Source organism: Bradyrhizobium sp. 33ap4 (assembly GCF_032654765.1).
Taxonomy (GTDB): domain Bacteria; phylum Pseudomonadota; class Alphaproteobacteria; order Rhizobiales; family Xanthobacteraceae; genus Bradyrhizobium; species Bradyrhizobium australafricanum.
The window spans coordinates 21,642-48,634 of the sequence record NZ_JAUMTJ010000005.1; the positions used below are offsets into that span (position 1 = coordinate 21,642).

Below are 26,993 nucleotides of genomic sequence, written 5' to 3' on the forward strand. Positions count from 1 at the left end.
CAAGGAAGGAGAATATCCATGAAGAACATCGCGCTTGGAGCTCTCACCGCGACCTTGATGGCGTCGTCTGCGAGTGCGGCACCTCTTGCACCTGCAGCCATCGCGTCGACTGAGGCTGCGGGCATCGAGCAAGTCCGTCTTGTCTGTAACGAGTATGGCCGCTGCTACCGGACCCGCGGTCCCCGCTATGTCCAACGCTACTACGGCGGAGACGACGGCTACGTGGTTCGCCGCAGCTACGGCTATTACAATGGTCCAGGCTACTACGATCGCGGCTACGGCTACTACGGCGGTGGCCCAAGCATCGGTTTCAGCTTCGGCACCCGGAGCTGGTGAACTAGAAATGGGGCCGCTCTCTGAGCGGCCCTTTCGCCGTCGATTACGTTTTCGCGGTGATGAGATGTCTGCTATTGCGAAGCTCCTGGAACAGAAAGAGCAATTACCGGCGCGGCTCGAAGCCGGTCTCGGCCCGAACGAGCGAGCCGAAATCCAGGCGCTCGCTCCTCGCCAAGATCGAGACTGCGCTGAAGTTGCTCGGCACCCAGGAGTCCGCCGCTGCAGGCGAAGAAAGACGGCGCGTGTCGTGGTTGTTGTTCATCACTCGCTCTTCCACCAAGCGCTCGCGGCAGATATCCTAGGAAGCAGGACGCGCTTTGATCTCTGGCTGGCAGCGGCACATGTCCTCGCCAAGCGATACAGATAAAACCAATGACGTTGCCCGCCGACGGCGAAGAAGGAGCAATTCATTGCTGCTTGTCCTGGCCGTTGGATTTCTAGTCTTTGGCGCCGCAGCGGGCGCACTGTATTATGCGCTGCGGCCGGAAGTTCTCCGGATCGCAGTTGGACCTCCCGGAAGCGATGATCACAAAGTAGTTGAGGCGATGGCCGATGCCTTCGCCAGCGAAAGCAGAACTGTCAGGCTGTCCCCGATCAAAGCCGACGGGGCGGTCGAATCCCTCGCGTTGCTTCGTGCTGGGAAGGCCGACCTTGCGGTCGGTCGCGGCGACCTGGATATGCCCGCCGACGCGCAGACCGTCGCCACGCTGCGTAAGAACTTCGTTGTGCTGTGGGCGCCTTCCGGACTTGCGGGCAAGGCCTCCAAAAGAAAGCACGCGCCGAAAATCAAGGAGATCGCCGATCTCGCAGGGCATCGTGTCGGCGTAATCGGGCGGACCCCGGCGAATGCTGCTTTCCTGCGGGTTATCCTTAGCGCCTCCGGCGTGCAGGCGGACAAGGTCGCGATTATGCACTTTGGAACGGACCACATCGAGGAGCTGGCACGCGACCCGACCCTCGATGCATTCATGGCGGTCGGTCCGCTCGATAGCAAAATCACCTCCGACGCCATCGCTGCAACGACCCGCGTGCGAGGCGCGCCGAAGTTTCTCGCGATCGAGACATCGGAAGCCATCGCCCTGAAGCACCCGCGGTATGAATCCGAGGAAATTCCGCCCGGCGTCTTCAATGCCGATCCGGCTTGGCCTGATGACAAGGTTGAGACGGTCAGCGTCAGCCATCTGATCGTGGCGCGAAAGACATTGTCTGAAGCGACGGTGGCGGCCTTTTTCCGGCAATTATTCGCTGTCCGTCAGGCGATTGCCAGACAAGTGCCGGGGGCTGCACACATTACCAAGCCTGACACCGAGAAAGATGCCGAGCTGCCCGTGCACCGGGGAGCGGCGGCCGTCATCGAAGGTAACGAACGCAGCTTTCTTGACAGATACGGCGACTACTTCTGGTTCGCTCTCCTGCTCCTCTCCGCGATCGGTTCGGCCGGCGCCTGGTTGCGTCGCTATTTGAATCGGGACGAAAGGGAGGAAAACACCAGCCATCGCAACAGGCTCCTGGCCATGGTTTCCAGCGCGCGGACCGCGGAAACCAACCAGGAACTGCTGGCCCTGCAACGCGAGGCTGACGCAATCATCGCGGAAACGCTCGAAAGTTACGATGATGCCGCCATCGAAGAAGAAGAGCTGGCAGCCTTTGGCCTGGTGCTTGAACTGTTGAACCATGCCATCGTCGAAAGGCGAGCTGCGTTGCAACGAGGTCCCCTTGAACCGGTTCGAGGCGCGGCAGTGGGTCACAGCCTTCCGCCTCGGGGATAAGGTCTCGTATGAGAAAACTGCACCTTGGGAAAATGATTCTGCGGCTGCCTTCATTCGATACCTTGAAAAGTGACAGTACGCGAACTCGGGCGTGTGCACGTCACCAGCGGATTAGTGGGCCAGCGCGTCCGGACGAAGCTGGAACTGGACCACCAGGGGGCTCGATAGTGTGGCGTCCGTCGCTCCCGGATGTGGCGCGTCGATAGCCTCGATATGAAACGGTGTGCGGTTGTCGGAAGCCACCCGAACAGCCTTCCAGCCCGCTGCGGGATCATCGATCCGCCCATCGATCTGCTTGTCAAAGAACCCATCGGATAGGGCACGCGCCACGGCGCAGCTCGAGATCGGCGCGAACGACATTGGCCGTATCGTCAAAAGTGCGAATGGGCCCGAGGGCGGTGTGTGGGTCATCGCCGAAACCAAAGATCTCGGCACGTGATTACGGAGCATCGTATGCGTCGTCGTAGGCGTATGGCCCGCCTTAGTACCCGGCGCCATTGTAGCTTGGACCGTAGTCATAGTAGCCCGGACCCGGTCCCCAGGCATACGCCGAGGAGGCAAGCCCTCCGATGACCGCGCCGGCGATCACGCCTCCGGTCGCCCCACCATTGCAAACTTCCTCATCGGATCATTCCTTTCTCGTTTCTTTCCCGGCTCGACAACGGGAAAACCAGGCATTGGTTGCTGGTTGTCCGCAATGCCTCGGCGCCGGGGCCCGCGCAACAGCTTGACCGAAGGCAGGTTCAATCCGCACTGCGGTGCGGCCACTTTCTGAGCTGGCCGAGCCGGATCTCAAGTGTAGACTTGGCTGGATATTGGGGCGCTAAACACTTTTGAATTTGGCGCCCATGTGATTGTGATTGCGTTACAATCTTTTTCCTTTGGGGGCCTCATGTTCGATCCGGCAATGACCGCGCTTCTGTGTATCGTCCTCGACGAGGTCTGCGAAGACGTGTCGCGCTATGAGACCGGCGCACGCACCCACGTAGCTTTAAGTATTTTGGAAGCCGCGACGAATGGCGACACCTCGCCCGAGCGGCTGAGGCAGGTCGGCCGCGAGGCTCTTCACGGCGCGCCGACGATGTGGCGATAGCGGGCGGGAGCGGGTGGCCTGAACTTCCAGGTCACGGTGCTGAAGATCCTGGTGAGCTATCCCGACGGATTCGCCGTCATGCCGGACCTCAAGCGCGACCTGGCGATCCTTGCGACGAGCGGACGGGACTGGGGCGAGCGGACCAAGCGCTCGGCCGCACGCATGCTGGATCTCGACATCTTCTCGCAAGGACTGGTGGAGCGCCTGAACGGCGGTTGGCGCATCACAGAGAAGGGCCGCGCGGGGCTGGAGCTCATGGAAGCCGCCCGGCCTTCCGACGTAGAGCTGCGAAGCGAGGGACCCCGGGCCGAGTCTTCGCCTGCAGCGCCCAGATCTCCGCTTCCTGGCTCAACCCGCGAGGGCTAGACCCAACGGCGTCAGCGGCGTCGACCCGTCCGGGAGCGGGCGCGGGCGAAGGCTTTCTGACTCCGCCACGGGCCGCCGTACTGGCGGCGCTTCGGGGAATTCGAAGACTTTCATCACCGTGCTGCGCACCGGCCCACAATCGCAAGGTGGGAGCGGCGCGCCGTGCGTCGTTCCGCTGCGGCAGGAATCCTAGACCCGGGGGTAGGCGTTGCGGTCGCGTCCCGGCCGAATGCTGCCGGAGGGCGAGAACGACGGCACCGAGGCTTCAGCCAAGGAACGGAGCCATGGTCGTCCGGTTGACTTCTGAAGACAAACTTCAGGAGGTCAACATGGCCATGGAAGATCGCGAGACGTTCAGCTTGATCGGAAGTGACAAGGTCGAGGGCACCAACGTGTACGGGGCCGACGGCGAAAAGGCCGGCTACATCGAACGCGTCATGATCGACAAGATCAGCGGCAAGGTATCCTACGCGGTGCTGAGCTTCGGCGGTCTGCTCGGCATCGGTGATGATCACTATCCGCTGCCGTGGCAGGCACTGAAATACGACACCAACCTTGGCGGCTACGTCACCGGCATCACCCACGACCAGCTCCGCGGCGCTCCCAAATATGCCGATGAGAGCAGTTGGAACTGGAGTGACCCCGCGACCACGCGGGCGGTGAATGCCTATTACGGTGTGCCGGTGGCTTGAGGCGGCACTCGGGGCCACGACCCTGCCGTTACGCGAGACCCACCCGCCTTTCCGCCTTGGTCCCGATGGAGACTTAAAAGTGAGTGCTGCAATTCGCGTTCTGGTCGTGGACGATGAAGCTCTGATCTGCAGCTTCATCGAGGACGCCTTGTGCGACGGCGGTTTCGAGGCTTGCTCGGTCCATTCGGGGGAGGTGGCCCTATCCACCTTTCGCGATGGGCGAGAGGGGTGTCGGGCGTTGCTGACGGACGTCAACCTGGGTAGCGGCATCAGCGGATGGGAGCTGGCGCGGCAGATCAGGGAAATCACGCCTGGCTTTCCTGTCATCTACATGACGAGCGCCAGCGCGCCAGACTGGAAATCGCAGAGTGTCGATGGCAGCGTCCTAATCGAGAAGCCCTTTACGCCCGCGCAATTGGCTGCGGCCGTCTCGCAGCTACTCGATACCGGCCTCTCGCCGGGTTGAACCGGGATCATTGTGAGCTTCCGATCCTTCGGTCGAGCCCGCAGATGGTGGCTATGCCGTGAGGGCACTGGCGATCGGGGCCCAACCTCGCCAAGAAGCCGCGCAAGGCATCAAGCGGGCAGAAGGAAATGCTGATGCCGATCAAGGCAAGAAGGCCGCGAATGAGGCCCCAGTGAAAAGCCGACGGCCAGGCCGCAGGGGAAGTCTGCCTGTGTCACGGGCCCCATGGAACGAACGGGCTTACCGCGCGTCGAATCACTTCCCACCCGGCGCACTCCCCCTAAGGCTTCGCCGGGAGAAAGCCTGCCCATCAGGGTTGGCGGTCCTGATGCACATTATTGGGCGAGGACCCTCGGAGGAGGGGCAATGAGCAATGAGCAATCGCATATCGGAGCGGAGAATGCCGACCCCGACCGAAGGAGAAGCTCGAAAGGTCTTTAGTGACGCGGATGCCAAAGTGGCGGTGTCGAGTATGAACGCGCCCAGCAGGCGTTCCATGCGAACCGGGAGTGCCTGAAGGCGGAACGATTGGCCCGCGAGGCGGCAGCGAGACATCTAAGGCCTGAACAGCCAGAGAATCTGAAGATCCGCAAGGTCCGATTCGGCTTGCGATGATGCAGCGACGGTGGGAACACTGTGCATGAGCAACTGAACGGCAAGCCCGCGGTTGGGATCCAATGAACAGGCTTTACCCCCTGGTTCTGGAGCACCGGCTTCCAAGCCCGGTCCGGTACGGCATCTCCGCCTGCATCATGGTGGTGTGCGCCGTGCTGCAGACGGCGCTGCAGACTCAGACCGGGGCGCCTGGATATTTCCTGCTTTTGCCCGGCGTTTTTCTCTCGGGCCTGATCTTCGATCGCGGCTCTGGAATATTCGCGGCCTTCATCGCTATCGGCGTGGGCGCCTACCTCAGCTACGCAGGTGGCTTCGGCATCGATTTCCTCGCGACGAATGCACTGTTCGCGATCACCGCCGCCGGGACAGCCATCGTCGCCGAATTTCAGCGCGCGGAACTCCGACGCGTCATGCAGGCGGACAAGACCAAGACCTTGCTGCTGCAGGAGATGGCGCACCGGACGAAAAACAATCTCGCAATCCTTGGCGGCATGATCCGGCTGGAGGCAAGGCACGGCGGGCCGGAGGTCGCGGCTGCGCTGGAAGCCACCGCCCGCAGGGTGCAGGTGATGGCGGAGGTCTACGACCATCTTGCGCTCAAGGAGGACTCGCGCTCGGTCAACATGCGCTACTTCCTAAATGACGTGGTTGAGAAGGTCTTCCAGTCCTTGGCTCCATCTGGGCCGGTTGCCTTCCAGGTGGTCTGCGAGGACATTCTCCTGCCGAACAACCACGCGCTTGCGATCGGCATGATCACGAACGAATTGGTCACGAACTCGCTGAAGTATGCTTTTCCTGGCGACAGGCCAGGAAACGTCGTTGTTTCTTTGTCGAAAGGAGACGGCATCGAGCTGTCGGCGTCCGATAATGGCATTGGCCTGCGGGAGGGAGCAGAGCCGGGCGGACTGGGCTCCCGCATCGTGCACCTGCTCACTCAGCAGCTCGAGGGCGAAATCACATACGAACGGCTGGACCCGGGTCTGCGCGTCCAGGTGCGGGCGCATCCGCGTTAGCATTCCTTATCGCTAGGGACAGGTCCATCTGAAGGGGAATTGGCATTGCGTCAGGAGCCGGTGCACCAAGTCCTTCTTGCACCTGCTTGCCTGGCAACGGAGGAGGGCCCATGTCGACCGTCGCAAAGCTTCTTGCACGGAAGCAGGCGCTCCTGCAGCGACTACAGCGTGATCCCGGACCGAACGAGCGGGAGGAAATCGAGGCGCTGATCGCCCAGATCGAGACAGTACTAACGCTTCTCGGCGGCGGAAACGATCATGCGTGCGCTCAAGGACGACGACTGGATGGTGCGCGAGATGGCGGCCGAGACGCTGGGGCTCAATGTCAATGGTGGGTTGGTCGCCGCCGCCGCCGCGTTGGGCGAGATCGCTCATCCGGATGGCGAAGTGTTCCTGGCGGTCATTGCCGATGACCCGGATCCAGATGTCAGAAAGAACGCGCGCTGGGCCCTGCAACAGATCGTGGCGAAGAAGGCAAAGGCGAATTCGTAGGTTTGTACCCGAATTCTGCGAATGAGAGCAACTGCGCTCAATCGGGTTGAGGCAGTGGGTGGAACAGCGTTCGTACGTCGGCTAGGGGCCAGAGTATTTGCTTGCGTGCCGTGGGTCGCGGCCTTGAAGAGAAGCTGCGCGGCCAGCTCCTCAACTCGGGGGCTCCAGCGAACGGGCGAGCCAACCAACCCGATCCGTCTCCGTGGGATCAACGGCAACTGAGACCTTTACGGTCCGCCCACAGGTGGCGCACTCGAACATGCGCTCCTCGAATCCACGCTTGCCGGCCGAGACGCGCGCTAGAGCCATTTGGTGCTTGCACACCGGACACGTCGGGCGATCGTTGGTTGTCGGGCTCACGGAGCTGGAATGCGGCCGTAGTAGTCGTCGACCGATCGGGCGACCGAGGGGTCTGACCAGTTCCAACTGCTCTCGTTGCTGTACCTTGGCGCTCCGCGCAACTGGCTGTCGTTAAGTCCCGTAATGTAGCCGCCGAGGTTGGTGTCGTATTTGAGCGACTGCCACGGAAGGGGATAATGATCGTCTCCGATGCCGAGGAAGCCGCCGAATCCCAGCACTGCGTAGGAGACCTTGCCACCAATCTTGTCGATCATCACCCGTTCGATCGAACCAATGCGTTCATTGTCGGCACCATAAACGGCGGTCCCTTCGACCTTATCGCTGCCGATCAGATTTCCAGTCTCCCGTTCTTCGTAAGCCATGCGATCCTCCTCATGATGGAGCCCAACCCTGGGCAGTTGTGGTCGTTCCTAAGAGACCTTTGGCTCGCCAATGCTTTCACCAAATTTGAGCTAGGCGCACCGGTCAGCGGCCGTCTCAAAACATCGAGTGGCGGAAAGGTACCTCATCCTATTCACCTGAGCGCCGGCGGTTTGATTTGGAAGTATGTACAAAACTGTACACTGGAGGCGAAGGTGCGCGCGTCGCCGCGCGGGTAGGATCAAAGGTGAGCTATGAGGCGAAGAAAACCCGGACTTCGGCAGCGTCGGTGAAGAAGTCCGTCAAGAAGGTGGGCAATAGCCGCAAGAGAGTTGAGCGCCGGCTCGGGTCGGCGGTGAAAAAGTCGTTAGGAACGGCACCTTCGAAGCGTCGTTAGCAATGCGTCGCTCCTCGGCAGAGCGGCATGGGACGAATGAAGGTGCCCCGGCTCTTGCCCCCGAAGACCCGGGGCACATCGATCAGTTTGGAGCGGCCCCGGCCGCAAGCGCGTCGATCGTCGGCCGAGTTGCGGTGCCGGTCGGAGTTAGGGCCTGGTCGGCAGCAATCAACTGGTGCTAATTCGATCCCGAAAGCGCGCTCGTTCGGAAGCGGAATCGCCGCGGGCTGGTCGCAGTCTGTCGCCTCGGCGATCGTGGCGAGTGAGACAATGATCGGCCTCAGTGCTCTCCCCGGGGCGCTGGGCCTTTGCTTCTTCAAAGGTGCCGGATCTCCGAGTGTGGCGGTCGTGCGGACCCCCGTGCTTGCGGCCTTGACCGGCTTCGACCAACGCGAGGCGCAGACTGGCGGGATGGAGCCCGAGACCGGGCAGGACGCGCGCAATGCGACCGTCTGCCGTCACGACAAACGCGGCCGCGGGATGCGCGTAGCGGCCGTGGTCGCGGTCGTAGACCGCTTCAAATCCGAATGCTCGTGTCAGTGCCGCGATATCGCCGGCATCGCCGCGCGAGACGTGGGCGGCGTCGCCCAGCGCTTCGAGGCCGACTTGCGCCTGCTTCATATCCTTCGCGTTCTCCGGGGTATCCTGCGGGTCGAAGCTCACGACGTGCAGATCGAAGTCCTGACCGGGACGCAGGCCGGACTGCCGGAGCGCATCGGAGACGGTGCTGACTACCGGGCCGCACAACGTATCGCAGGTAAAATCTGCGAGGACCCACACGCTGGGTCCGCCGGTGAGCCATTCCCGGATCGGCCGTGCGACGCCGTTTTCGTCGCGCAGGCGGACGCTCAGCGGTAGCACGGCGCCGAGCCGGGGCGATGCGTCGACTCCGGCGAGATCGGACCCGGTCAACTCGGCGCGCGCCGGCGCCAGCGCTGCGCAGACCAAATAGACGGCAAGCATCATCTGGCGATGCATCGCTTCTGGCCTTCACTTCTCCCTGCCGGGCAACACGGTCTGGAGCAGCTGGCGCGCTGCGCCGCGGATGACGCCGACTTCGTTCGGGTCGCCCTTGGCGAGCGCGATCGAGAAGTTCTTGGCTTGCTCGAGCGTAATATGCGGCGGTAGCGGGGGCACTTCCGGATCGGTCTTGACTTCCAGCACCACGGGGATGTCGCTCGCGAGCGCCTGATCCCAGGCCGAGCCGAGCTGTGCGGGGTCGTCGACATAAATCCCCCGCAGTCCGATCAGGTCGGCGAAACGCGAATAGGAAACGTTGGGGATGCGTTGCGATGCCTCGAACTTGGGATCGGCATTGATGATGCGCTGTTCCCATGTCACCTGGTTGAGGTCTTCATTGTTGAATACGCAGACGATCCAGCGGTGATCGCTCCAGTCGCGCCAGTATTTGGCGACCGTGATAAGCTCGGCCATGTTGTTCATCTGCATGGCGCCGTCGCCAACCAGCGCAATGACGGGACGATCGGGCGCTGCATATTTGGCGGCGATTGCGTAGGGAACTGCCGCGCCCATCGATGCCAGGCCGCCTGACAGCGAGGCGATAAGGCCGGGACGCATCTTCAGATCACGGGCAAACCAGTTGGCGCAGGAGCCGGAATCGCTGGTGATGATCGCGCGATCGGGAATACGCGGCGACAGCTCCCATGTCACGCGCTGAGGATTGACCGGCTTGGCCGGCTGGTGCGCGCGATCCTGCAATGTCTTCCACCAGGTCCGGACGTTGTGCTCGATCGTCTTTCGCCAGCTGCCGTCGCTCTTCTGCTTCAGGCGCGGAAGCAGCGCGCGCAGCGTCTCCCCGGCGTCGCCCACGAGGCCCATCTCCATCGGAAAGCGGATCGATAGCATGCCGGCGTCGATGTCGACCTGGACGCCGCGGGCCTGGCCCTCCTTGGGCAGGAACTCGGAATAGGGAAACGCCGAGCCGATCATCAAGAGCGTGTCGCACTCCATCATCAGGTCGTAGCTCGGCTCGGTGCCGAGCAAGCCGATCGAGCCCGTCACCCATGGCAGGTCGTCGGGCACCACGGCCTTGCCGAGCAACGCCTTGGCGCATCCGGCCGACAGCCGGTCGGCGACAGAGGTGACCTCGTTGGTCGCGCCAAGCGCGCCGGCGCCGACGAGCATGGCGACCTTCTTGCCGGCGTTGAGAATGTCGGCGGCGCGATCGAGGTCGGCCTCTGCCGGAACGATCCTCGGCGGAGTGTATCCGACGCCGGACCGCAGCGTGCCGTGTGCGCGCGGCGGATCCTCGTAATCCTCTTCCTGCAGATCATTCGGCAGGATCAGCGCGGTCACGGTGCGCCGGGCGAGCGCAATGCGCGCGGCGCGGTCGATCAGATGACGGACCTGAGCGGGCGAGGAAGCCTGCGCGACATACGCGCTGGCGACGTCCTTGAACATCGAGACCAGGTCGAGCTCCTGCTGATACTGCCCGCCCAGCGCGTTCCGCGCCTGCTGGCCCACGATGGCGAGCACCGGCTGATGGTCGAGGAGGGCATCATACAGACCGGTGATCAGGTGTGAGGCACCGGGGCCCGACGTCGCGATGCAGACGCCGAGGCGGCCGGAAAATTTGGCATAGGCACACGCCATGAACGCCGCCATCTCCTCGTGGCGCGCCTGGATGAAATCGATCTTGCCTTCGGCGCGATTGAGCGCACCGAACACGCCATTGATGCCATCGCCGGGATAACCGAAGAGATGCCGCACGTCCCAATCCTGGAGGCGCTGCACTACGAAATCGCCAACGGTCTTGGACATCGTGCATATCCCGAAAGTTGAATGTGAGCGGTGAACGGCGGGGATTGGCAGCCGTTCCAAAGCGACCGTCCCTCAAGTAGGAGGTGGCATCGGAGAAGAGATAGGCAGGCGCAATGGTCACCGAACGTGTGAGGATTCGCCGCGACATGATGGGACGCAGCTGCTTGTTCGAGCAGACCTACCCGAGCTTAGCGAGAGCCTTGGTGGCTCTCCGCCCGCAGTCTAGTCTGGTCTAGTCGGCCGATAGAGGAGCGCCGGTCAAGGACCAGCTTTCTCCATCAAATGTCGCAATCCGCAGAGCTCTGAAGGGTGTGTAGTCTCCGGGCCGGGTGCCGATCGCGACGCCTGGGAGCATCATCGGCAATCGTTCGCCATTCAGCGAGGTAGCCTGCTTCATGAGGTTCTCGCGGGTCAGGTCGTCGCCGCATTTGCGCAACGCTAACTCCACGGCGTGCACGTTCATATAGGCCACGAGCACAGAATAGTCGTCCGGGTTGGCTGAAGGTGCGTATGCCTTCAAGAACTGCTTGTAGGCCTTGACCTCCTCATCGTTGGCCCACGCCGGGTCGCCCGGTTGCTTGAGGAATTGCGTTGTAACCAGCCCTTTCGATGCTTCGAGGCCCGCGGGCTTCAGGATAGTTTCGACCGATGCGGTCGAGCCCCCGATCACGTGCAGGGGTTTCCAGCCGAGCTCGTAAACCTTGCGGATCGATTGCGCGGCGGCCTTCGACGACGACTGCTCGATCAGGGTGTCGACGCCGGCGGCCTTCAGCTGCACGATCTGCGAGTCGATCGTCGGATCGGCGAGCTCGTAGGAGGCCTGGGCGACGATCAGCTCGGCCTTCGGACCGAGGCCGGCGCGGAGGCCCTTCAGGTAGTCCTTGCCATAGTCGTCATTCTGATAAAGCACGCCGATTCTGGCGTCCGGCTTTACGGTGAGGATGTATTTGGCGACGACGCGGCCTTCGGTTTCGAAGTCGGGATAGAGCGGGATCGTCCAGGGAAAGGCCTTGGGATCGTTGAAGCGGCGTCCGCCGGCGGTGATGAACAGCTGCGGCACCTGCTTGGCGTTCAGGTATTTCTGGATCGCGACGTTGGGCGCGGTGCCGATCGTGCCGACCTCGGCCAATATGCCGACGTCCTCGATCAGCTTGCGCGATTGTTCGACCGCCTTCGGCGCGCTGTAGGCATTGTCGAGCTGCGTGAAGTTGATCTTGCGGCCGTTGATGCCGCCTTTGGCATTCAGCATCTCGAAGTAGCCGACCACCGCCCGCCCGGCGCCCGCGCCGAACGCGGATGCGGGACCACTCAGCGGCGTCGATTGGCCGAGCTTGATCTCGGTATCGCTGGCACCGGGACCGTAGGCTTTCTGAGCATAGGCAGGTACCGCCAGCAGTACTGACACCGCGCCGGCCATCAGCGTCCGGTTGATGATGTGGTTCAAGTTCGTTCCTCCCTGCAATTGCTTCTTCTTGAAATCGATCCGCGCTAGCGCAGCAGCTCGCGGGCGATCACCACGCGCTGGATCTGGTTGGTGCCCTCAAAAATCTGGGTCAGCTTGGCATCGCGCATCATGCGTTCGACCGGATAGTCCATCGTGTAGCCGTAGCCGCCGAAGATCTGGACCGCGTCGGTCGTCACCTTCATCGCCATGTCGCTGCCGACGCATTTGGCCATGCTGGCAAGCACGTTGAGCCGCTTCCAGTCGCCGGCATCGCCGGCGTGGGCACATTCGTAGACCAGCGCGCGGGCCGCCTCGATCTGCATGGCCATGTCGGCGAGCATGAACTGCACGCCCTGGAACTCGGCGATCGGTTTCTTGAATTGCTTGCGCTCCTTGGCGTAGGCGACGCAGGCATCCAGTGCGCCTTGTGCGAGGCCGACGGATTGCGCGCCGATGGTCGGCCGGTTGAGGTCGAGCGCGCGCATCGACGCGCGAAAGCCCTTGCCTTCCTCACCGACGAGATTTTCCGCGGGAACGCGGACATTGTCGAAGAAGATCGGCGTGTTGGGCGCGCCGCGAAAGCCCATCTTGCGCTCGTGGCGGCCGAACGTGATGCCCGGCATTCTCTTCGGCTCGACGATGAAGGCGCTGATGCCGTCTGCACCGGCGCCGTCACTGGTTCGCGCCATGACCACGATGTAGTCGGCCGCGACACCATAGCTGCACCACTGCTTGCGGCCGTTCAGGACATAACTATCGCCGTCCTTGCGGGCGCGGGTGTTGAGCGCGGCGACGTCGGAGCCGGCCTGCGGCTCCGAGATCGCGATTGCCGTGACCACGCCACCCTCGGCGATGATCGGCAGATACTTCTTGCGCTGCTCCTCAGAGCCGAAATGCAGCAGCGGCATGATGAACATGGTGTTGAGCGCGGCGATCGACGCACAGGCAGGGGAGACCTTGGAGATCTCCTCGCGCGCGATGCAGGCCATGGTCAGGTTGCCATTCGGGCCGCCATAGCGCTCCGGCACCCAGAGCTGCATCAGTCCCATCTCGCCGAACAGCTTGACCAGTTCGAGCGGGAAGCGGTCGGTTTCGTCGATCTCGGCGGCGATCGGCGCCACGTGCCTGGCGACCATTCTGCGCACGTTGTCACGGAACGCGACCTGCTCCTCGGAAAAACTCATGCGAACTCCCGTTTCGTTTTCTTTGCCGGAAGCAAAAAAGGGCTTCCATTGAATGGGTGATCCATTTAATAATTCATCGCATGAGCACCAAGTCAAGCCCTCGCGCGCCGCGGCGGTCCCGTGCCGCCTCGCCGAGCCGCCGGGAGCGGGCCACCGATCATCGTGCGGCCGGCTCGCCGGCCGCGCCGACATTCAAGCCGATTCACACCAGGCGGACGTTCGAGGAGATCTGCGAGCGCATTCGCGAGCAACTCGCGCTCGGCGTGCTGAAGCCCGGCGACAAGCTGCCGGCCGAGCGCGAACTGGCTCAGCAGCTCGGCGTCAGTCGGAATGTGCTGCGGGAAGCATTGCGCAGCCTCGAAATGGCCGGCGTGCTCCGGCTGCAGAAGGGCGTCAAGGGCGGCGCCTTCATCCAGCAGGGCGACACCCGCCGCATGAACGAGGTCATGCGCGACATGCTGAGCCTCGGGACGATTTCGGTACGGGAATTGTCGGAGGCGCGGGTCCACGTCCTCGACCTCGTGGTGCAGTTGGCTTGTGCCAATGCCCGCCGGGCCGATCTCGATGCATTGGAAGCCAATATCGAGCGGACGGAGCTTGCGACCAAGGAGGGGCGGCTGCTCGACCGGGTCGAATGTTCGCGCGAGTTCTACAAGCTGCTGGCGGCCTCGACCGGCAACAAGGTGATTGCGATGATCGTGGACTCGGTCACCGAGATCCACATGCGCTTCGTCTATGCCAAGGTCGCTTCCAGCGGGGTCGCGATGGCGCGGCTGGCCGAGAAGCGGCGGCAGTTCCTGGCGGCCCTCAGCGAACGGAACGTCGATCTGGCAAGCCGATTGCTGCGATCGCATCTGGAATCCGTGCAGCGCATGCTCGAGCAGGATCCGGGCGCCATGTCGCTTCACGTCGCATTGGCGGATGTGCAGCCCGGGATGCGCCGCTAGCACGCGCCCGCGTTGCCAATAATCAACAACTCAAACAGCGAAACAATGGAGGCAAACGTGTCCAATTACGCCAAATATGAATGCCTGACGGTCGAGGTCGCGGACAAGGTCGCGACCGTGACCTTGAACCGTCCGCAGGCGCGCAATGCCATCAATCAGAAGCTGATCCGCGAGTTGCGCACGATCTGGGACGACCTCGCCGACGATCACGCCGTTAATGCCGTGGTGCTGACCGGGGCGGGCGACTTCTTCAGCGTCGGTGGCGACGTCAAGGCGATGTCCGAGCGGCCCGGCGGCGACGTGCTCGAAGAGGGCGAGGTGCACGATCCCATGATCAGCCGCCGCGGAGTCACCCGCCAGCTCGAGCTCGACAAGCCCATCATCGCGGCGATCAATGGCGATGCCATCGGCCTTGCGGCGACCCATGCGCTGCTTTGCGACATCACGGTGATGGCGGAAGACGCGCGGATCGGCGACACCCACGTCTCGCGTGTCGGCCTCGTCGCCGGCGACGGCGGCACAGTGATCTGGCCGCTGCTGGTCGGCATCAACAAGGCCAAGGAATTCCTGATCCGCGGCACGCTCCTGAAGGGAAATGAGGCGGAGCGGATCGGGCTGGTCAATCATGTCGCGCCGCGCGCGGAGGTGTTGGCCAAGGCCCGCGCGATCGCGGTCGAGCTCGCCAACGGTCCGACCTGGGCCATTCGCTGGACCAAGCTGTCGATCAACCAGATCGTCAAGGAGCGCGTCAACATGCTGCTGGAGGCGTCGATGGCGCTGGAGCAGGTGACGTTCGAGACTGCCGACCACAAGGAAGCGACTATGTCGTTCAAGGAGAAGCGGAAGCCCAGATTCGGCCAGGCATAGCGCGGGCCTCACCATGGCGGCGATCGAAGCCTCGAATGACGATGTCGCAGGAATGCTGCGCGATTCCTTGCGCGGTTTCCTGGACGAGCATTGGCTTCCACTCGGTTTAGCCGCATCGTCCTCGCCGGACGAGGTGTCGGCGATCTGGCGCAAGCTCGTTGGGCAGGGCGTCGCCGCGCTTGGTACGGAGAGCAGCGAAGGCGGGCTCGCCGAAATCCTCGTCGTCATGGCGGAACTCGGCCGGGCCGGCTGCACGGCGCCGATGTGGTCTGCGGCGCTCGCCAATCTTGCGATCTCCGGATCGCAGGTCGACGTCGCGGTGGATCTGCTGGAGCGGCTGCAGTCCGGGGAGGCGACCGTCGCCTTCTCATTTGGTGCGCTGGATCCGGACGCCGGCACAGGAGCGGTTGAGGTCACGGACCTCAAGGCAAAGGGCGTGCTTCGTTTTGTCGAGGCTGCCGGAGGCGCGACGCACCTTCTGGTCGTTCTTGACCAGGCCCAGCTTGGGCTGATCAATCTTGACGGTCCCGGTGTCGAGTGCGTCGCAACCCGCGCGATGGGAGCGTGGGGACTCTACGAGGTCCGGCTGAACGAAGCGCCGCTCACGCGCATTCCCATAGATACAGTCGATCTCGACCATCTCCGCATCAAGGGCAGAGCGATGTTGACCGCGCGTGCCTATGGCGCGGCGCGGCGTGCCTTTGAGCTCGCCGTGGACTACGCCAAGGAACGGCACCAGTTCGGGCAGCCGATCGGCAGGTTCCAGGCCATCCAGCACAAGCTGGCCGACTGCCTGATTGCGCTCGAAGGCGTCAGGTTGATCCTCGACCATGCCGCCAGACTGCATGACGGCGGCGAGGGCGGCTGGCGCTACTTCGCCGATTGCGCATCGGCGTTCTCCGGTCATGCGCTACGGCAGGTGTCGCTGGAGGTCCAGCATACGTTCGGTGCGATCGGTTATGCCGAAGAGCACGAGGCGCCAATCCACTTCAAGCGCGTGCATCTCGATACGATCGCGCTTGGCGGCGTCTCGGATGCCAAGAGCAGGCTGGCAGCGCGGCTGTTGGATGCGGGCGGCGTCGGGCTGCCGCAATATGACCTCGGGGCCGCTGGAAATGCGTTTCGCGAGCAGATCCGGCTCTGGCTCGAGCAACACTGGACTGGAGATACGAAGCAAGCATTCGACGGAAGGCCCTTCGCCAAGCGTGAGTTCGATGCCGGCTTCGCCCGCGACATCGGTGAGACCGGATGGATCGGGCTCGGATGGCCAGAGCAATTCGGCGGCCAGGCGCGCTCGCCCCTGGAGCAGATCGCCTTCATGGAGACCATGGAGCGGGGCGAGGCGCCGCGGATCGGCGCGGCGATCCAGGCCAATGCGCTGATGATGTTCGGCACGGCAGCGCAGCAGCAGAAATACCTTCCGGAAATCCTGCGTGGCGAAGCGATGCATGGCATGGGCTACAGCGAGCCGCAGGCAGGGTCGGACCTTGCCGCGCTGCGCACCAGTGCGGCCAGGGACGGCGATCACTGGGTGATCAACGGCCAGAAGATCTGGACCACCACCTGGTGGGGCAAATACATGTTCCTCGCCGCGCGGACCGACAAGGACGCGAAGCCGCCACACGCGGGCATCAGCATGTTCATCGTGCCGATGGATGTGCCGGGCATCACGATCAGTCCATCAGCAACCATGTATGATGGCACGTTTGCCAACATCTTTTACGACAACGTCCGCATCCCCGCCGAGAACCTGGTCGGCGAGGTCAATGGCGGTTGGAAAGTGTTGACCGGCGCGCTGGCCTTCGAGCGCGGGCTGGTTGGTGGCGGGATCGTCCTGAAGGTCGCGCACGCCTTCGAGCAACTGCGTTCGCAAGTGATGGCGAAGCAAGGTGATCGGTCTCTCGCCGATGATCCAATCATCCGCGACAGGATGGTGACCTTGGCGTCAGAGATCGAGATCGGCCGTCTCTTGATGATGCGTTGCGCCGAACTTGCCGCCGACGGCGTGACGCCGCCGGAATATGGCGCGATCAGCAAGGTGTTCTCCGGTGAGCTGATGGAGCGATTCGGCGAGGCTGCGCTCGACATCCTTGGCATGCGTGCCGCGCTGTCCGAGCAGATGCCGGGCGCGATCGACAACGGTCGCTTCGAGCAAAGCCTGCGGCATTCGCTGATGTGGGTCATCAGCATCGGGACCAACGAGATTCAGCGCAGTCTGATCGCGCAACGCGCGCTCGGGCTGCCGAGATAGGAGAGATCGGATGCAGAAGGATGGCGACAGGGCGCCGCTCACCGGCGTGCGCGTGCTCGATTTCTCGATCATGGTGGCAGGGCCGTATTGCGCGCGGCTGCTCGCCGACGTCGGCGCCGAGGTCATCAAGATCGAGCCTCCGGAAGGCGATGACATGCGGTTGCGAACGCCGCTGCGCGAAGGCCACAGCACCTATTTCGGCCAGCTCAATGCCGGCAAGCGTAGCCTGGCGCTGGACCTGAAGAATGCCGACGCCATCAGGCTCGTACATCGCATGGTCGCGGAGGCGGACATTCTCGTCGAGAATTTCCGCCCTGGCGTGATGGACCGCCTTGGTCTTGGCTACGAGACGCTCTGCGAGATCAACCCGCGCCTCATCTATTGCTCGATCTCGGGTTATGGCCAGTCAGGCCCAGCAGCCGAGCGCGCGGCTTATGCGATGATCGTCCATGCCGAGAGCGGATTCGATCACTCCTTGATGCGTTATGCCGGTGACCGGGAGCGTCCCGCGCCGGGCGCGATCTTTGTCGCCGATATCCTCGGCGGCATCTTCGGCTATTCCGCGATCCAGACCGCGATGGTCCAGCGAACGCGCACCGGGAAAGGACAGCGCGTCGATGTAGCCTTGATGGACTGCATGATGAATCTGCTGGTCTATGAGCTTCAGGAGGCGCAATTCCCGATCCGTTCGCCGCGCCCGACCTATGGGCCGGTCCGCGCGCGCGATGGCGATATTCTGATCGCCCCGGTCACGCCGCGTAATTTCGCGGCGCTGTGCGAGGTGACCGGGCAGGAAGAGTTGGTGAACGATCCGCGCTTTTCGACCATTCCAGCGCGCGGCGCCAATTGGACCGCCATGATGCAGGTGATCGAGAAATGGACCGAACGCCACACCGTTGCTGAATGCATCGCGGCGCTGGATCGCGCCGGTGTTCCCTGCGCCGAGTACCGGACGCCGGGCGCGGCGCTGACCGATGCCCATTTGCGCCAACGTGGGGTGTTTGGGACCGTCTCGGACGGGGCAGGTGACTTCATCGGCGTCAATGCGCCATGGCAGATGTCCGGGGCCGATACGCCGATGGGACGTCGAGTTCCCGGGATCGGCGCGCAGCGGGACGATGTGCTGTCGCGGATCCTGGGCCTGTCGCCGGACGCAATCGCGACGCTCGCCGCTGCGGGCACGTTCGGGAAGGTGCAGGCGTAGGGCCGCTGGACGCCGGCGATTTCACGTATCGGCCGGACTGTCCGGCGGCGGAGCCTTCGCGATCGCCAACAGGCATTTCAGGAAATGCGCGCGGTCCTCCTTGCGAAGGGGGGCCAGCATGATGTTTTGCAGCTCGGTGGCGGCCGGAATGACGGCGAGAAGCGCTTCCTCGCCTTTAGCCGTGATCTGCACCTGGAGCGAGCGGCGGTCGTCCGGATTGTCTTTCTTCGAGACCAGTCTGCGCGCGACCATGCGCTTCAGCATTTCGCTGAGCGTGTTGCGGTCGCAGCTGATCCGTTCGGCCAACACGGAGGGGGTTAAAGGACCTAACTGATACAGCGCCATCAGCACACCGAACTGCCGCGGCGTGATATCGCTCTGGCGCGTCATGCTTTGATAAAGCCCATCGTAGCGGGCCTCCAGCAGACGCAACAGGAATCCGACACCACCCTCGAGCTGCCAGTCGCGTGCAACGTCTGCCGCCGAGGTTGTCTGCTTGCCTTTATCGGCTGCCATGCCGTTGTCTGGATCCCAGCTGCGTTCTGCGAATTGCGTCCTAGCCGTTAGCAGCTTGGCTGATCGTCCTCAACCCTGTGGCGAACCACGTCACCAGCCTCTTTCTGAGGGAGACAGGGTCGGCCTCGGCTCTTGCCAGCCTTCCGATAATGTAGTACGTATACGTATCAAATGCGATGCGAAGACGTCGTTCAGGGAGGTTGAAACTTGGACCTGCGTGAGCTGCTGTCGATTCCCTATTTGCTTGAGGCGGAGGCAGTCGAAACCGAGCCGGGGAAGTGGCGGGTTCGCCTTGCCTATCCGGAGCTGCCGGGGTGCACGGCTGAAGCCGCCGTCGTCGAGGACGCTCTGCGCGAGCTCGAGCGGCGGCGCATCGAATTGATTGTCGGCCTGGTGGAGCAGGGCAAGCAACCTCCCATTCCACGCCAGCCGCTCACCGCATCCGATCCGCTCTGGACCGCCCAGGATCTCGGACTGTCTGACCGTGTCGCCGCGCTTCTCGGCGGCGCGGCAGGCCCGGCCACACGCAATTGAAGGAGGCGACCCCATGCTCTCGCGCGAAGACAATGAACGGCTGGTGAGGGTCGGCAAGGGAACGCCACTCGGCGAACTTTTCCGCCTGTACTGGATTCCTTTCCTGCCGTCGGCTGATCTCGCCGCGGACGGGCAGCCGAAGCGCATCCGGCTGCTGGGCGAGGATCTCGTCGCCTTTCGCGATTCCGAGGGGCGCATCGGGCTGGTCGACCAGGCCTGCCCGCATCGCGGAGCGCCGCTGGTCTTTGCACGAAATGAGGATTGCGGGCTGCGCTGCGTCTATCACGGCTGGAAATTCGACGTCACCGGCGCCGTGACTGACATGCCGGCAGAGCCAGTGCGCAGTCGCCTCAAGGAGCGGGTGCGGATCAAGGCCTATCCCTGCAAGGAGCGCAACGGGATGATCTGGACCTATATGGGTCCCGACCAGGCTGAGCTTCCGCCGCTGCCGAATCTCGAATGGAATCTGGTGCCTGCCGAGCAGGTGCACATCTCGGTTCGCGTCCAGGAGTGCAATTGGCTGCAGGCGGTCGAGGGTGAGATCGATTCAGCGCACGCGCCGCTGCTTCATGGACGACTGGATGCGCAGGGCACGACGAGCGCCTGGATCCAGAAGCGCGACCTGCGCCCGACCTTCGAATGCATTAAGCAGGATTTCGGCATGAGCATCGCCGCGCGGCGCAATTACGATGCCAACACGCTGTACTGGCGGGTCAACCAGTTCCTGCTGCCGTTCTATACGCTGGTGCCTCCGCTGTCTCCGTTCCCGGATTTGAGCGGGCACGCCTGGGTCCCGATCGATGACGAGAACACGCTCTGCATCATGTTCTCCTATCATCCATCGGAGCCGCTGCTGGAGAAAACCCGGCAGGTCTTCGCCGAAGGACACAAGGGCCGCGAGAGTGGTCATGCTAGCCGCCACGCGCTCGTCCAGCACCCGGTGACGGTCCCATACGCAGGCTACTGGACGAAATACAATCCGCAGAACGGCTTTCAGTTCGACTACGAGGCGCAGCGGACCACCTGGTTCTCGGGCCTGCCGGGGCTCTGGGTGCAGGACGGCGCCTGCCAAAGCGGCGTCTCGCCGATCTTTGATCGCACCAAGGAGACGCTCTGCTCAAGTGATACCGGCATCGCGATGACGCGACGTTTCATTCTTGAAGCGCTTGGCGCCTATCGCGATCACGCGATCAAGCCCAAAGGAGTCTTGGACCCGGACGTGTTCATGGTGCGAGCGGTCTCGCTGCGGTTGCCGCCGGAGGATTTGTGGGTTGACGTCGGCGCGCCGTTCATGCGTGCGAAGCTTGGCGCCGATTTCGGGTACGAGCTGTGAGCGCATTCGAACACACGGCTGGTACGCTGGAGGTGCTGGTCAAGCGTATCGGATATGAGGCCGAGCGGATCAATTCGTATGAGCTGATTGCCCCGACGGGCGGCGAACTGACGCCGTTCACGGCCGGGAGCCACATCGACCTGCATCTGCCGAACGGCATGATCCGCAGCTATTCGCTGGTAAACGACCAATGCGAGCGGCACCGGTATGTCATCGCGGTGAACAGGGATGGCGAGAGCCGGGGTGGGTCCAGCTTTGTCCACGACACCGTCAGGGTCGGGAACATCATAAGGATCTCCGAGCCGCGGAATAACTTCGCGCTCCGCGAGGAGGCCGACCATTCTGTCCTGATCGCCGGGGGCATCGGCATCACGCCGCTGCTGTCGATGATCCGACGGCTTGAGGCGCTTGGACGTCACTGGGAGCTGTTCTATGCCGCGAGGACGCGCGCCGCTGCCGCATTCCTCGACGAACTCGGCACGTATCGATCGAGGGTACATCTCGATTTCGACGACGAGCGATCGGGACGGGTGTTCGATCTCCCGGCGCTCGTCAGGAACGCTCCGCCTCGCGCGCATCTCTACTGTTGCGGTCCGGTGCCCATGCTCGAGGCGCTCGAGGCGACGACGGCCGATCGCCCGGCCGATCACGTACATGTCGAATATTTCAAGGCCCGGGAAGCTCCAGCCACCGAAGGTGGCTTCGACGTCAAGCTGGCGCGAAGCAACCGCACGATTGCAGTCGAGCCCGGCAAGACGATCCTCGATGCGCTGCTGGAGGCCGGGATCGCCGCGAACTATGCCTGTACCGAAGGTGTCTGCGGCACCTGCGAGACGCGCGTGCTCGAGGGCATACCCGACCATCGCGACCAGTTCCTGAGCAACGAAGAGCAGGCGGCGAACAAGAGCGTCATGATCTGCTGCTCGGGCGCCAAGTCCCGGACGCTTGTGCTCGATCTCTAACACAACAACATACGACGGGTGGAAACAATGAAGTATCTTTCGCAGATAGCCGGAATAGCTCTCCTGGCCTTTTGTGCCGGTTCGCCGGCGACGGCGGTCGCCGCGCGGTCTCTGAAGATCGGCGTGCTCAACGACGCGTCCGGCCCTTACTCGGACAATGCCGGCGAAGGTTCTGTGACAGCGGCCAAAATGGCGGCCGAGGACTTCATGCGGCTTCATCCGGATTTCAAGGTCGAGATCGTCTCGGCGGATCACCAGAACAAGGCTGATGTCGGCGCCGCCATCGCGCGCCGCTGGATCGATCAGGAGAAGGTCGATGCGGTCGCCGACGTGCCGAACTCGGCCGTTGGGCTGGCGGTCAACGAGGTCATGCGCGGCACCAAAGCGGCGCTGATCGCATCGAGCGCGGCGTCGTCCGACCTGACCGGGAAATACTGCTCACCCAATACGATTCAGTGGACCTTCGATACCTGGGCGGCCTCTCACACCATCGGCGCCTATCTCGTGCATCACGGCGGCAAGAAATGGTACTTCATCGCCACCGACAATGCGCTCGGCAAATCGATGGTGCGCGACGGAACGGCGGTGATCGGTGCCGGCGGCGGGACCGTTCTCGGATCGGTCAATGTACCGATCAACAATGCGGACTATGCCTCGTTCATCCTGCAGGCCGAAGGCTCGGGCGCCGACGTGATCGCGTTCGCGACCGCCGGTGGCGACACCGTCAGCCTGATCAAGCAATCCGCCGAGTTCGGGCTGAAGCAGAGCGGGCGCACCTTCGCCGCGCTATTGACCACCACCAACGATGTCGAGTCTAGCGGGCTTGCGGTCGGGGAGGGGCTGATCATCACGCAGCCGTTCTACTGGGACCTCGACGATGCCAGCCGCGCCTGGTCGACCAAATTCGGCGAGCGGCAGCATGGGCAGTCGCCGACCGCCTTCCACGCCGGCGTCTATTCCTCCGTGCTGGCCTATCTGAACGCGGCGCTGGCGGCGGGAACCAATGACGCGCCGGCCGTGATCCAGAAGCTGAAGGAGAAGCCGATCGATGACGCCTTGTTCGGGCCAGTCGTGGTACGCGCCGACGGCCGCGCCATCCACAACATGTACATCTTCAAGGTGAAGAGCCCGGGTGCCTCGAAGAGCAAGTGGGACCTGCTGGAGCAGGTCGGCGCGCTGTCCGGGCCGGAAGCCTTCCGGCCGCTCGACCAGGGCGGTTGCTCGCTCGTCGACCCGCCGAAGAGCAATTGACGACGACGGCCGCGATCCTTGGATCAACACTGCTCAAATTGACGGATATCCCGATGCTGGATCAGCTTGAAGCCGACTTCCCCGAGCACACGCCTCGTCCCGCCGGCGCGCCAAGAGCGCTTGAGGCGATCCGGGTGATCGATTTCTCGCATTTCATCGCGGGGCCGTTTGCCACCATGATCCTCGCCGACATGGGGGCCGAGGTGATCAAGATCGAAGCGCCGGGCCGCGGCGACGATCTGCGCCGTTATCCCCCGGTGCATCCCGATCTCAGGCACGGTGCGCCGTTCCTGTGGACCAACCGGAACAAGCGCAGCGTCGCCCTCGATCTCAAATCCCTCGAGGGCCTGAAGATCGCGCGCGAGCTGATCGCGACGGCGGACGTCCTTGTCGAGAATTTTTCCGCGAGCGTGATGGCACGGCTGGGGCTCGACTACGAGAGCTGCCGCAAGATCAAACCCGAGATCATCTACTGCTCGGTGTCGGCCTATGGCCGCGACGGGGCATTTTCGGACCGGCTTGGCTTTGATCCGATCGCGCAGGTCGAGAGCGGCTTCGTGTCGATGAACGGCTATGCCGACCGCGAAGGCGTGCGGGCTTTGTCGCCGGTGATGGACATCAGCACTGCGATGATGGCCAGCAATGCGATCCTTGGCGCCCTGTTGGCGCGCGAGCGCAGCGGGCACGGCCAGGCCGTCGAGGTGTCATTGTTCGAGAACGCCGTCCTGATGACCGGCTACGCGACCACGCAGTCGCTCTTTAGCGGTGCCGATCCGAGGCGAAGCGGCAACACCAGCCCGGACACGTGTCCGTCGGGTGTGTTCCAGGCCAGCGATTGCTCCTTCTATATCAACTGCGGCAACGACAAGATCTTCCAGCGCCTGACGGCGCAGGTTCTCGAGCGCGAGGATCTCGCGGGGGCCGAAATCTATGCAACCGGCCCCGATCGAATCCGCCGGCGCGAGGAGTTGTTCGCGATCCTCGGCGATGCCTTTGCCCGGCAGCCCTGGTCGCACTGGCAGTCGCGGATGCGGGCGGCCGGCGTGCCCTGCGGCCAGCTGCGCACCGTCGGCGAGGCGATCCGTTCGCCCGAGGCGAGGGAGCGCGGGATCGTCACCCGGATCCCGCATGAGACGGTGGGGTGGGTGCCGAACGTGAACCTGCCGATCCGGTATTCGCGGACACCGATCGTGGATCCCGTTGCGGCACCGGCAGTTGGGCAGCACACCGAGAACGTGCTGCTTGAGTTGCTCGGCTACGACAAGACGGAGATCGCGCGCCTTGCCGGAGGCGGAGCCTTCGGCAGCGAGGCTTCGCGACAGGATGCCAAACCGTGACCGGGCGCGCGCGAGACGAGCGCACGCTGCGGGGCCGTGTGGCCGTGATCGGGATCGGTGAAACCGAATATTATCGTCATGGCGCTTCTCCCGATCCGGAATTCAAGCTCGCGTTGAAGGCGATCCTGGCGGCTTGCGAGGATGCCGGGCTCGATCCCCGCGAGATCGATGGCTTCTCGTCCTACAGCGACGATCGCAGCGAGGCGTCACGGCTGGCTGCGGCGCTGGGTACGCATCGACTGCGCTCCGCGACCATGCAATGGGGCGGAGGCGGCGGCGGTTGCAGCGCGGCGGTTGCCAATGCGGCCGCCTCGATCGTCGCGGGCCTTGCCGATTGTGTCGTGGTGTTCCGCTCATTGGCGCAGGGCCAATATGGCCGTTTCGGACAGGCAGCCGGGATTCACACCGTTTCGGGCGAACGGTCCTATCTGATGCCCTATGGGGTGCTGGCTCCCCCGCAGCGCTTTGCCATGCGGGTGCAACGCTACATGCACGAGCATGGCGTGCGACAGGAGGCTTTGCGCGCGATTGCGCTCGCCTCCTATCATCATGCCCAGGCCAACCCGCGCGCGGTGATGCGAGGCAAGCCGCTGGATATCGAGAAGTACGATGCCTCGCGCTGGATCGTGGAGCCCTTCCATCTTTACGATTGCTGCATGGAAAATGACGGCGCAGCGGCATTGGTGCTGGTATCGGCAGAGCGCGCCAGCGACTTCCGGCACAAGCCGGCCTATCTGCTCGGTGCGGCCTTCGGATCCGGACATCGTGCGGCGGCAACGGCGCACAATGCGCCGCTCTACGCCACCGCGAACTTCGGCACCGTTGCATCCGATCTGTACCGCATGGCCGGGGTAGGGCCGTCAGATGTCGGTGTGGTCCAGGCGTACGAGAACTTCACCGGCGGTGTCGTGATGGCGCTGGCGGAGCACGGCTTCTTCAGGCCCGAGAAGGCCAACGACTTCCTGACCTTCGACAATTTGATCGCTCCATCCGGGAGGCTCCCGCTCAACACCAGTGGCGGCAACCTTGCCGAATGCTACATGCACGGCTTTGAGCTGGTGTTGGAAGCGGTTCGTCAGGTGCGTGGCGCGTCGGCGAGCCAGGCTCGACGAAATGATGTGGCGCTGGTGATCGGCGGCCCGATGGTGACGCCGGCCAGCAACCTCATTCTGGGTTCAGAGGCGACGCTATGAGTGGGTCTTCACGTGCGCACTATCTCCCTGCCGGGTTGCCCATTCCGGTCAGTGACCCAGATGGGCTTTCGGCGCCGTATTGGATGGGCCTGCGGGAAAACCGCCTGCTGGTGCAACGCTGCGTCCGCTGCCGTTCCTGGCAGTTCGGGCCTGAATGGATTTGCCACAATTGTCATTCCTTTGACCTTAGGTGGACGGACGTCGAGCCGACCGGCCGCATCTACAGTTGGGAACGCGTGTGGCATCCGTCATACCCGGCGCTAAAGCAGCACGGCCCGTATCTCGCGCTGCTCGTCGAGCTACCACACGCCGGTGGCGTGCGCATGGTGGGTAATCTGCTGGGCGATCCGCGCCAGACCGTGGTCATCGGAACTGAGGTTGGAGGAGTCTTCGAACATCACCCGGAGTCCGATCCATCCTTTTCGTTGCTGCAATGGCGGCTGAAGCAAGGCGCTGACCGGGTGGACGGTCACTCGACCGGCTAACAAGTTTTGTGGATTGGCAAGAATAATCCAGACGCAGACGAGCCGGACCCGGTGTGTCGACGTTATTTCTCTTGGCTTAAGCTGGCTCAAACGAGCGCAGGATGGATGGGGCGAAAGTTCAAGTATTGCTGTGGCTTAGAAGATCGCTTGAGCAGCGAGAGATCAAGAAAAATCCATCGCCAGCTAGATGACGTTGGATGCAGGACCGAAGGCGGGCAATCAATAACGGCCACCGTCGCGCTTCTGCTGGGCGATCCAATCTGACAACGTCTTTTTCGGCGTCGGCGCTGAGGTCCGGCTTGGCGTTGTTCTCGGGTTCTCGCCCGCGCCCCTTGCCGAGCGGGCTCGCTGCTTATCCGTCCGGTTCAAGGCAGCACTCGAACTTTCTGCAGCTTCCTTCTCAAGACGCAGCTTTTTCAATCGCGCCATCTTGTCGCGTTCTGCATCTGCTTCGGGTCCCTCGGACAAGAGCGTCCTTTGCTGAGCATCCTCCGCCGAGACCACGATTCCCACAATCGTCGTCTCTCCAAGCGCCTTGCAAGCTTCGAGCCGCTGTAGTCCCTCGACCAGAACGAAGCGGTCTTCGTCGGGCCTGACGAGAATGGGGGTTTGTTGTCCGATTTCCAGAATGCTTCCAGCGATCTCCTCGACGACTTGAGGCTTGATTGCCTTCCTTCTTTTCACGGGAACGTAGATCTTCTCGATTGGGAAGCTTTCCGGTTTGGGCATAACGTCTACTCCGCTG

Annotated in this window: 28 protein-coding genes and 1 pseudogene; 20 read left to right on the forward strand and 9 right to left on the reverse strand. The window is 63.1% G+C overall.

What is annotated here, in order from left to right:
- Positions 1-18: 18 nt before the first annotated feature.
- A complete protein-coding gene (locus Q2M23_RS05130; protein WP_141343186.1) occupies positions 19-336 on the forward strand; it encodes a hypothetical protein in 318 nt (105 codons plus the stop codon).
- 103 nt (positions 337-439) lie between these two features.
- Here Q2M23_RS05130 and Q2M23_RS05135 read toward each other — a convergent pair whose 3' ends face one another.
- Positions 440-598, reverse strand: a complete 159-nt coding sequence (locus Q2M23_RS05135; protein WP_159109475.1) for a hypothetical protein — start codon at positions 596-598, stop codon at positions 440-442.
- 79 nt (positions 599-677) lie between these two features.
- Here Q2M23_RS05135 and Q2M23_RS05140 point away from each other — a divergent pair, with 79 nt between their 5' ends.
- On the forward strand, positions 678-2,105 hold the full coding sequence (locus Q2M23_RS05140; protein WP_316394778.1) for a TAXI family TRAP transporter solute-binding subunit: 1,428 nt from the start codon (positions 678-680) through the stop codon (positions 2,103-2,105).
- A 111-nt stretch (positions 2,106-2,216) separates the two neighbouring features.
- On the opposite strand, the gene Q2M23_RS05145 is transcribed toward Q2M23_RS05140, so the two are convergent.
- Positions 2,217-2,465, reverse strand: coding sequence for a hypothetical protein (locus Q2M23_RS05145; protein ID WP_316394780.1), 249 nt, complete (start codon positions 2,463-2,465; stop codon positions 2,217-2,219).
- A gap of 532 nt (positions 2,466-2,997) precedes the next feature.
- Here Q2M23_RS05145 and Q2M23_RS05150 point away from each other — a divergent pair.
- The 6 genes and pseudogenes from Q2M23_RS05150 to Q2M23_RS05180 all read left to right on the forward strand — a co-directional run.
- Complete coding sequence (locus Q2M23_RS05150; RefSeq protein WP_141343189.1) at positions 2,998-3,198, forward strand: hypothetical protein; 201 nt, start codon at positions 2,998-3,000, stop codon at positions 3,196-3,198.
- 36 nt (positions 3,199-3,234) lie between these two features.
- Positions 3,235-3,564, forward strand: a complete 330-nt coding sequence (locus Q2M23_RS05155; RefSeq protein WP_410469693.1) for a hypothetical protein — start codon at positions 3,235-3,237, stop codon at positions 3,562-3,564.
- Between the two features lie 329 nt (positions 3,565-3,893).
- Positions 3,894-4,256, forward strand: a complete 363-nt coding sequence (locus Q2M23_RS05160; RefSeq protein WP_057017299.1) for a PRC-barrel domain-containing protein — start codon at positions 3,894-3,896, stop codon at positions 4,254-4,256.
- 79 nt (positions 4,257-4,335) lie between these two features.
- A complete protein-coding gene (locus tag Q2M23_RS05165; protein WP_076826395.1) occupies positions 4,336-4,722 on the forward strand; it encodes a response regulator in 387 nt (128 codons plus the stop codon).
- A gap of 677 nt (positions 4,723-5,399) precedes the next feature.
- Entirely contained in the window at positions 5,400-6,350 is a 951-nt protein-coding gene (locus tag Q2M23_RS05175; protein ID WP_143029732.1) for a sensor histidine kinase, read from the forward strand.
- A 243-nt stretch (positions 6,351-6,593) separates the two neighbouring features.
- Positions 6,594-6,842: pseudogene (locus Q2M23_RS05180) on the forward strand (HEAT repeat domain-containing protein); the annotation flags it as partial.
- 356 nt (positions 6,843-7,198) lie between these two features.
- Here Q2M23_RS05180 and Q2M23_RS05185 read toward each other — a convergent pair.
- Positions 7,199-7,564, reverse strand: coding sequence for a PRC-barrel domain-containing protein (locus Q2M23_RS05185; protein WP_076826400.1), 366 nt, complete (start codon positions 7,562-7,564; stop codon positions 7,199-7,201).
- A 176-nt stretch (positions 7,565-7,740) separates the two neighbouring features.
- Between Q2M23_RS05185 and Q2M23_RS05190 the strand changes: the two genes are divergently transcribed.
- Positions 7,741-7,959 (forward strand): DUF3606 domain-containing protein, encoded by a 219-nt coding sequence (locus Q2M23_RS05190; protein ID WP_375166489.1) that lies wholly within the window; start codon positions 7,741-7,743, stop codon positions 7,957-7,959.
- A 168-nt stretch (positions 7,960-8,127) separates the two neighbouring features.
- Here the strand turns inward: Q2M23_RS05190 and Q2M23_RS05195 are convergent, their stop codons facing one another.
- From Q2M23_RS05195 to Q2M23_RS05210, 4 genes are all read right to left on the reverse strand, one after another.
- Positions 8,128-8,937: an SCO family protein gene (locus tag Q2M23_RS05195; protein WP_316394786.1), complete on the reverse strand. Its 810-nt coding sequence runs from the start codon at positions 8,935-8,937 to the stop codon at positions 8,128-8,130.
- 12 nt (positions 8,938-8,949) lie between these two features.
- Positions 8,950-10,740 carry a thiamine pyrophosphate-requiring protein gene (locus Q2M23_RS05200; protein WP_316394789.1) on the reverse strand — a complete coding sequence of 597 codons (1,791 nt, stop codon included), beginning with the start codon at positions 10,738-10,740 and terminating at the stop codon, positions 8,950-8,952.
- A gap of 232 nt (positions 10,741-10,972) precedes the next feature.
- Entirely contained in the window at positions 10,973-12,157 is a 1,185-nt protein-coding gene (locus tag Q2M23_RS05205) for an ABC transporter substrate-binding protein (RefSeq protein WP_244558760.1), read from the reverse strand.
- 71 nt (positions 12,158-12,228) lie between these two features.
- Positions 12,229-13,368: an acyl-CoA dehydrogenase family protein gene (locus Q2M23_RS05210; protein ID WP_076826407.1), complete on the reverse strand. Its 1,140-nt coding sequence runs from the start codon at positions 13,366-13,368 to the stop codon at positions 12,229-12,231.
- A gap of 80 nt (positions 13,369-13,448) precedes the next feature.
- On the opposite strand from Q2M23_RS05210, the gene Q2M23_RS05215 reads away from it, so the two are divergent.
- Genes Q2M23_RS05215 through Q2M23_RS05230 form a run of 4 tightly spaced genes read left to right on the forward strand, consistent with a single transcriptional unit; the run spans position 13,449 to position 18,637 of the window.
- On the forward strand, positions 13,449-14,315 hold the full coding sequence (locus Q2M23_RS05215; protein WP_083714940.1) for a FadR/GntR family transcriptional regulator: 867 nt from the start codon (positions 13,449-13,451) through the stop codon (positions 14,313-14,315).
- Positions 14,316-14,372: 57 nt separating this feature from the next.
- On the forward strand, positions 14,373-15,182 hold the full coding sequence (locus Q2M23_RS05220) for an enoyl-CoA hydratase/isomerase family protein (RefSeq protein ID WP_225648237.1): 810 nt from the start codon (positions 14,373-14,375) through the stop codon (positions 15,180-15,182).
- 13 nt (positions 15,183-15,195) lie between these two features.
- Positions 15,196-17,433 (forward strand): acyl-CoA dehydrogenase, encoded by a 2,238-nt coding sequence (locus Q2M23_RS05225; protein ID WP_316394798.1) that lies wholly within the window; start codon positions 15,196-15,198, stop codon positions 17,431-17,433.
- Between the two features lie 10 nt (positions 17,434-17,443).
- Entirely contained in the window at positions 17,444-18,637 is a 1,194-nt protein-coding gene (locus Q2M23_RS05230) for a CaiB/BaiF CoA transferase family protein (protein WP_141342319.1), read from the forward strand.
- Between the two features lie 21 nt (positions 18,638-18,658).
- Here the strand turns inward: Q2M23_RS05230 and Q2M23_RS05235 are convergent, their stop codons facing one another.
- Entirely contained in the window at positions 18,659-19,153 is a 495-nt protein-coding gene (locus tag Q2M23_RS05235) for a MarR family winged helix-turn-helix transcriptional regulator (protein WP_253587174.1), read from the reverse strand.
- A 207-nt stretch (positions 19,154-19,360) separates the two neighbouring features.
- Here Q2M23_RS05235 and Q2M23_RS05240 point away from each other — a divergent pair, with 207 nt between their 5' ends.
- From Q2M23_RS05240 to Q2M23_RS05270, 7 genes are all read left to right on the forward strand, one after another.
- Positions 19,361-19,687 carry a hypothetical protein gene (locus tag Q2M23_RS05240; protein WP_141342320.1) on the forward strand — a complete coding sequence of 109 codons (327 nt, stop codon included), beginning with the start codon at positions 19,361-19,363 and terminating at the stop codon, positions 19,685-19,687.
- 13 nt (positions 19,688-19,700) lie between these two features.
- Positions 19,701-21,020, forward strand: coding sequence for a Rieske 2Fe-2S domain-containing protein (locus Q2M23_RS05245; RefSeq protein ID WP_141342321.1), 1,320 nt, complete (start codon positions 19,701-19,703; stop codon positions 21,018-21,020).
- Positions 21,017-21,982: a PDR/VanB family oxidoreductase gene (locus Q2M23_RS05250; protein ID WP_141342322.1), complete on the forward strand. Its 966-nt coding sequence runs from the start codon at positions 21,017-21,019 to the stop codon at positions 21,980-21,982. Before Q2M23_RS05245 ends, Q2M23_RS05250 begins: the two co-directional genes overlap by 4 nt.
- Before the next feature lie 27 nt (positions 21,983-22,009).
- The gene (locus Q2M23_RS05255) at positions 22,010-23,233 is read left to right on the forward strand and encodes an ABC transporter substrate-binding protein (protein ID WP_316394807.1); all 1,224 of its coding nucleotides are present in this window, start codon (positions 22,010-22,012) and stop codon (positions 23,231-23,233) included.
- Between the two features lie 53 nt (positions 23,234-23,286).
- The gene (locus tag Q2M23_RS05260; RefSeq protein WP_316394809.1) at positions 23,287-24,570 is read left to right on the forward strand and encodes a CoA transferase; all 1,284 of its coding nucleotides are present in this window, start codon (positions 23,287-23,289) and stop codon (positions 24,568-24,570) included.
- Positions 24,567-25,763 carry a thiolase C-terminal domain-containing protein gene (locus tag Q2M23_RS05265; protein WP_316394811.1) on the forward strand — a complete coding sequence of 399 codons (1,197 nt, stop codon included), beginning with the start codon at positions 24,567-24,569 and terminating at the stop codon, positions 25,761-25,763. Before Q2M23_RS05260 ends, Q2M23_RS05265 begins: the two co-directional genes overlap by 4 nt.
- Positions 25,764-25,846: 83 nt before the next feature.
- Positions 25,847-26,248: a Zn-ribbon domain-containing OB-fold protein gene (locus Q2M23_RS05270; protein ID WP_141342326.1), complete on the forward strand. Its 402-nt coding sequence runs from the start codon at positions 25,847-25,849 to the stop codon at positions 26,246-26,248.
- A 219-nt stretch (positions 26,249-26,467) separates the two neighbouring features.
- On the opposite strand, the gene Q2M23_RS05275 is transcribed toward Q2M23_RS05270, so the two are convergent.
- The gene (locus tag Q2M23_RS05275) at positions 26,468-26,977 is read right to left on the reverse strand and encodes a ParB N-terminal domain-containing protein (RefSeq protein ID WP_141342327.1); all 510 of its coding nucleotides are present in this window, start codon (positions 26,975-26,977) and stop codon (positions 26,468-26,470) included.
- Positions 26,978-26,993: the final 16 nt, after the last annotated feature.

What these genes read in the sequence shown, in the direction of transcription:
- Q2M23_RS05145 (WP_316394780.1), bottom strand. Translation starts at nt 2,465, where the DNA reads ATGTCGTTCGCGCCGATCTCGAGCTGCGCCGTGGCGCGTGCCCTATCC.
- Q2M23_RS05200 (WP_316394789.1), bottom strand. Translation starts at nt 10,740, where the DNA reads ATGTCCAAGACCGTTGGCGATTTCGTAGTGCAGCGCCTCCAGGATTGG.
- Q2M23_RS05275 (WP_141342327.1), bottom strand. Translation starts at nt 26,977, where the DNA reads ATGCCCAAACCGGAAAGCTTCCCAATCGAGAAGATCTACGTTCCCGTG.
- Q2M23_RS05255 (WP_316394807.1), top strand. Translation starts at nt 22,010, where the DNA reads ATGAAGTATCTTTCGCAGATAGCCGGAATAGCTCTCCTGGCCTTTTGT.
- Q2M23_RS05205 (WP_244558760.1), bottom strand. Translation starts at nt 12,157, where the DNA reads ATGGCCGGCGCGGTGTCAGTACTGCTGGCGGTACCTGCCTATGCTCAG.
- Q2M23_RS05175 (WP_143029732.1), top strand. Translation starts at nt 5,400, where the DNA reads ATGAACAGGCTTTACCCCCTGGTTCTGGAGCACCGGCTTCCAAGCCCG.
- Q2M23_RS05195 (WP_316394786.1), bottom strand. Translation starts at nt 8,937, where the DNA reads ATGCATCGCCAGATGATGCTTGCCGTCTATTTGGTCTGCGCAGCGCTG.
- Q2M23_RS05140 (WP_316394778.1), top strand. Translation starts at nt 678, where the DNA reads ATGTCCTCGCCAAGCGATACAGATAAAACCAATGACGTTGCCCGCCGA.
- Q2M23_RS05135 (WP_159109475.1), bottom strand. Translation starts at nt 598, where the DNA reads ATGAACAACAACCACGACACGCGCCGTCTTTCTTCGCCTGCAGCGGCG.
- Q2M23_RS05130 (WP_141343186.1), top strand. Translation starts at nt 19, where the DNA reads ATGAAGAACATCGCGCTTGGAGCTCTCACCGCGACCTTGATGGCGTCG.
- Q2M23_RS05235 (WP_253587174.1), bottom strand. Translation starts at nt 19,153, where the DNA reads ATGGCAGCCGATAAAGGCAAGCAGACAACCTCGGCGGCAGACGTTGCA.
- Q2M23_RS05150 (WP_141343189.1), top strand. Translation starts at nt 2,998, where the DNA reads ATGTTCGATCCGGCAATGACCGCGCTTCTGTGTATCGTCCTCGACGAG.
- Q2M23_RS05185 (WP_076826400.1), bottom strand. Translation starts at nt 7,564, where the DNA reads ATGGCTTACGAAGAACGGGAGACTGGAAATCTGATCGGCAGCGATAAG.
- Q2M23_RS05160 (WP_057017299.1), top strand. Translation starts at nt 3,894, where the DNA reads ATGGCCATGGAAGATCGCGAGACGTTCAGCTTGATCGGAAGTGACAAG.
- Q2M23_RS05225 (WP_316394798.1), top strand. Translation starts at nt 15,196, where the DNA reads ATGGCGGCGATCGAAGCCTCGAATGACGATGTCGCAGGAATGCTGCGC.
- Q2M23_RS05270 (WP_141342326.1), top strand. Translation starts at nt 25,847, where the DNA reads ATGGGCCTGCGGGAAAACCGCCTGCTGGTGCAACGCTGCGTCCGCTGC.
- Q2M23_RS05260 (WP_316394809.1), top strand. Translation starts at nt 23,287, where the DNA reads ATGCTGGATCAGCTTGAAGCCGACTTCCCCGAGCACACGCCTCGTCCC.
- Q2M23_RS05230 (WP_141342319.1), top strand. Translation starts at nt 17,444, where the DNA reads ATGCAGAAGGATGGCGACAGGGCGCCGCTCACCGGCGTGCGCGTGCTC.
- Q2M23_RS05215 (WP_083714940.1), top strand. Translation starts at nt 13,449, where the DNA reads ATGAGCACCAAGTCAAGCCCTCGCGCGCCGCGGCGGTCCCGTGCCGCC.
- Q2M23_RS05245 (WP_141342321.1), top strand. Translation starts at nt 19,701, where the DNA reads ATGCTCTCGCGCGAAGACAATGAACGGCTGGTGAGGGTCGGCAAGGGA.
- Q2M23_RS05210 (WP_076826407.1), bottom strand. Translation starts at nt 13,368, where the DNA reads ATGAGTTTTTCCGAGGAGCAGGTCGCGTTCCGTGACAACGTGCGCAGA.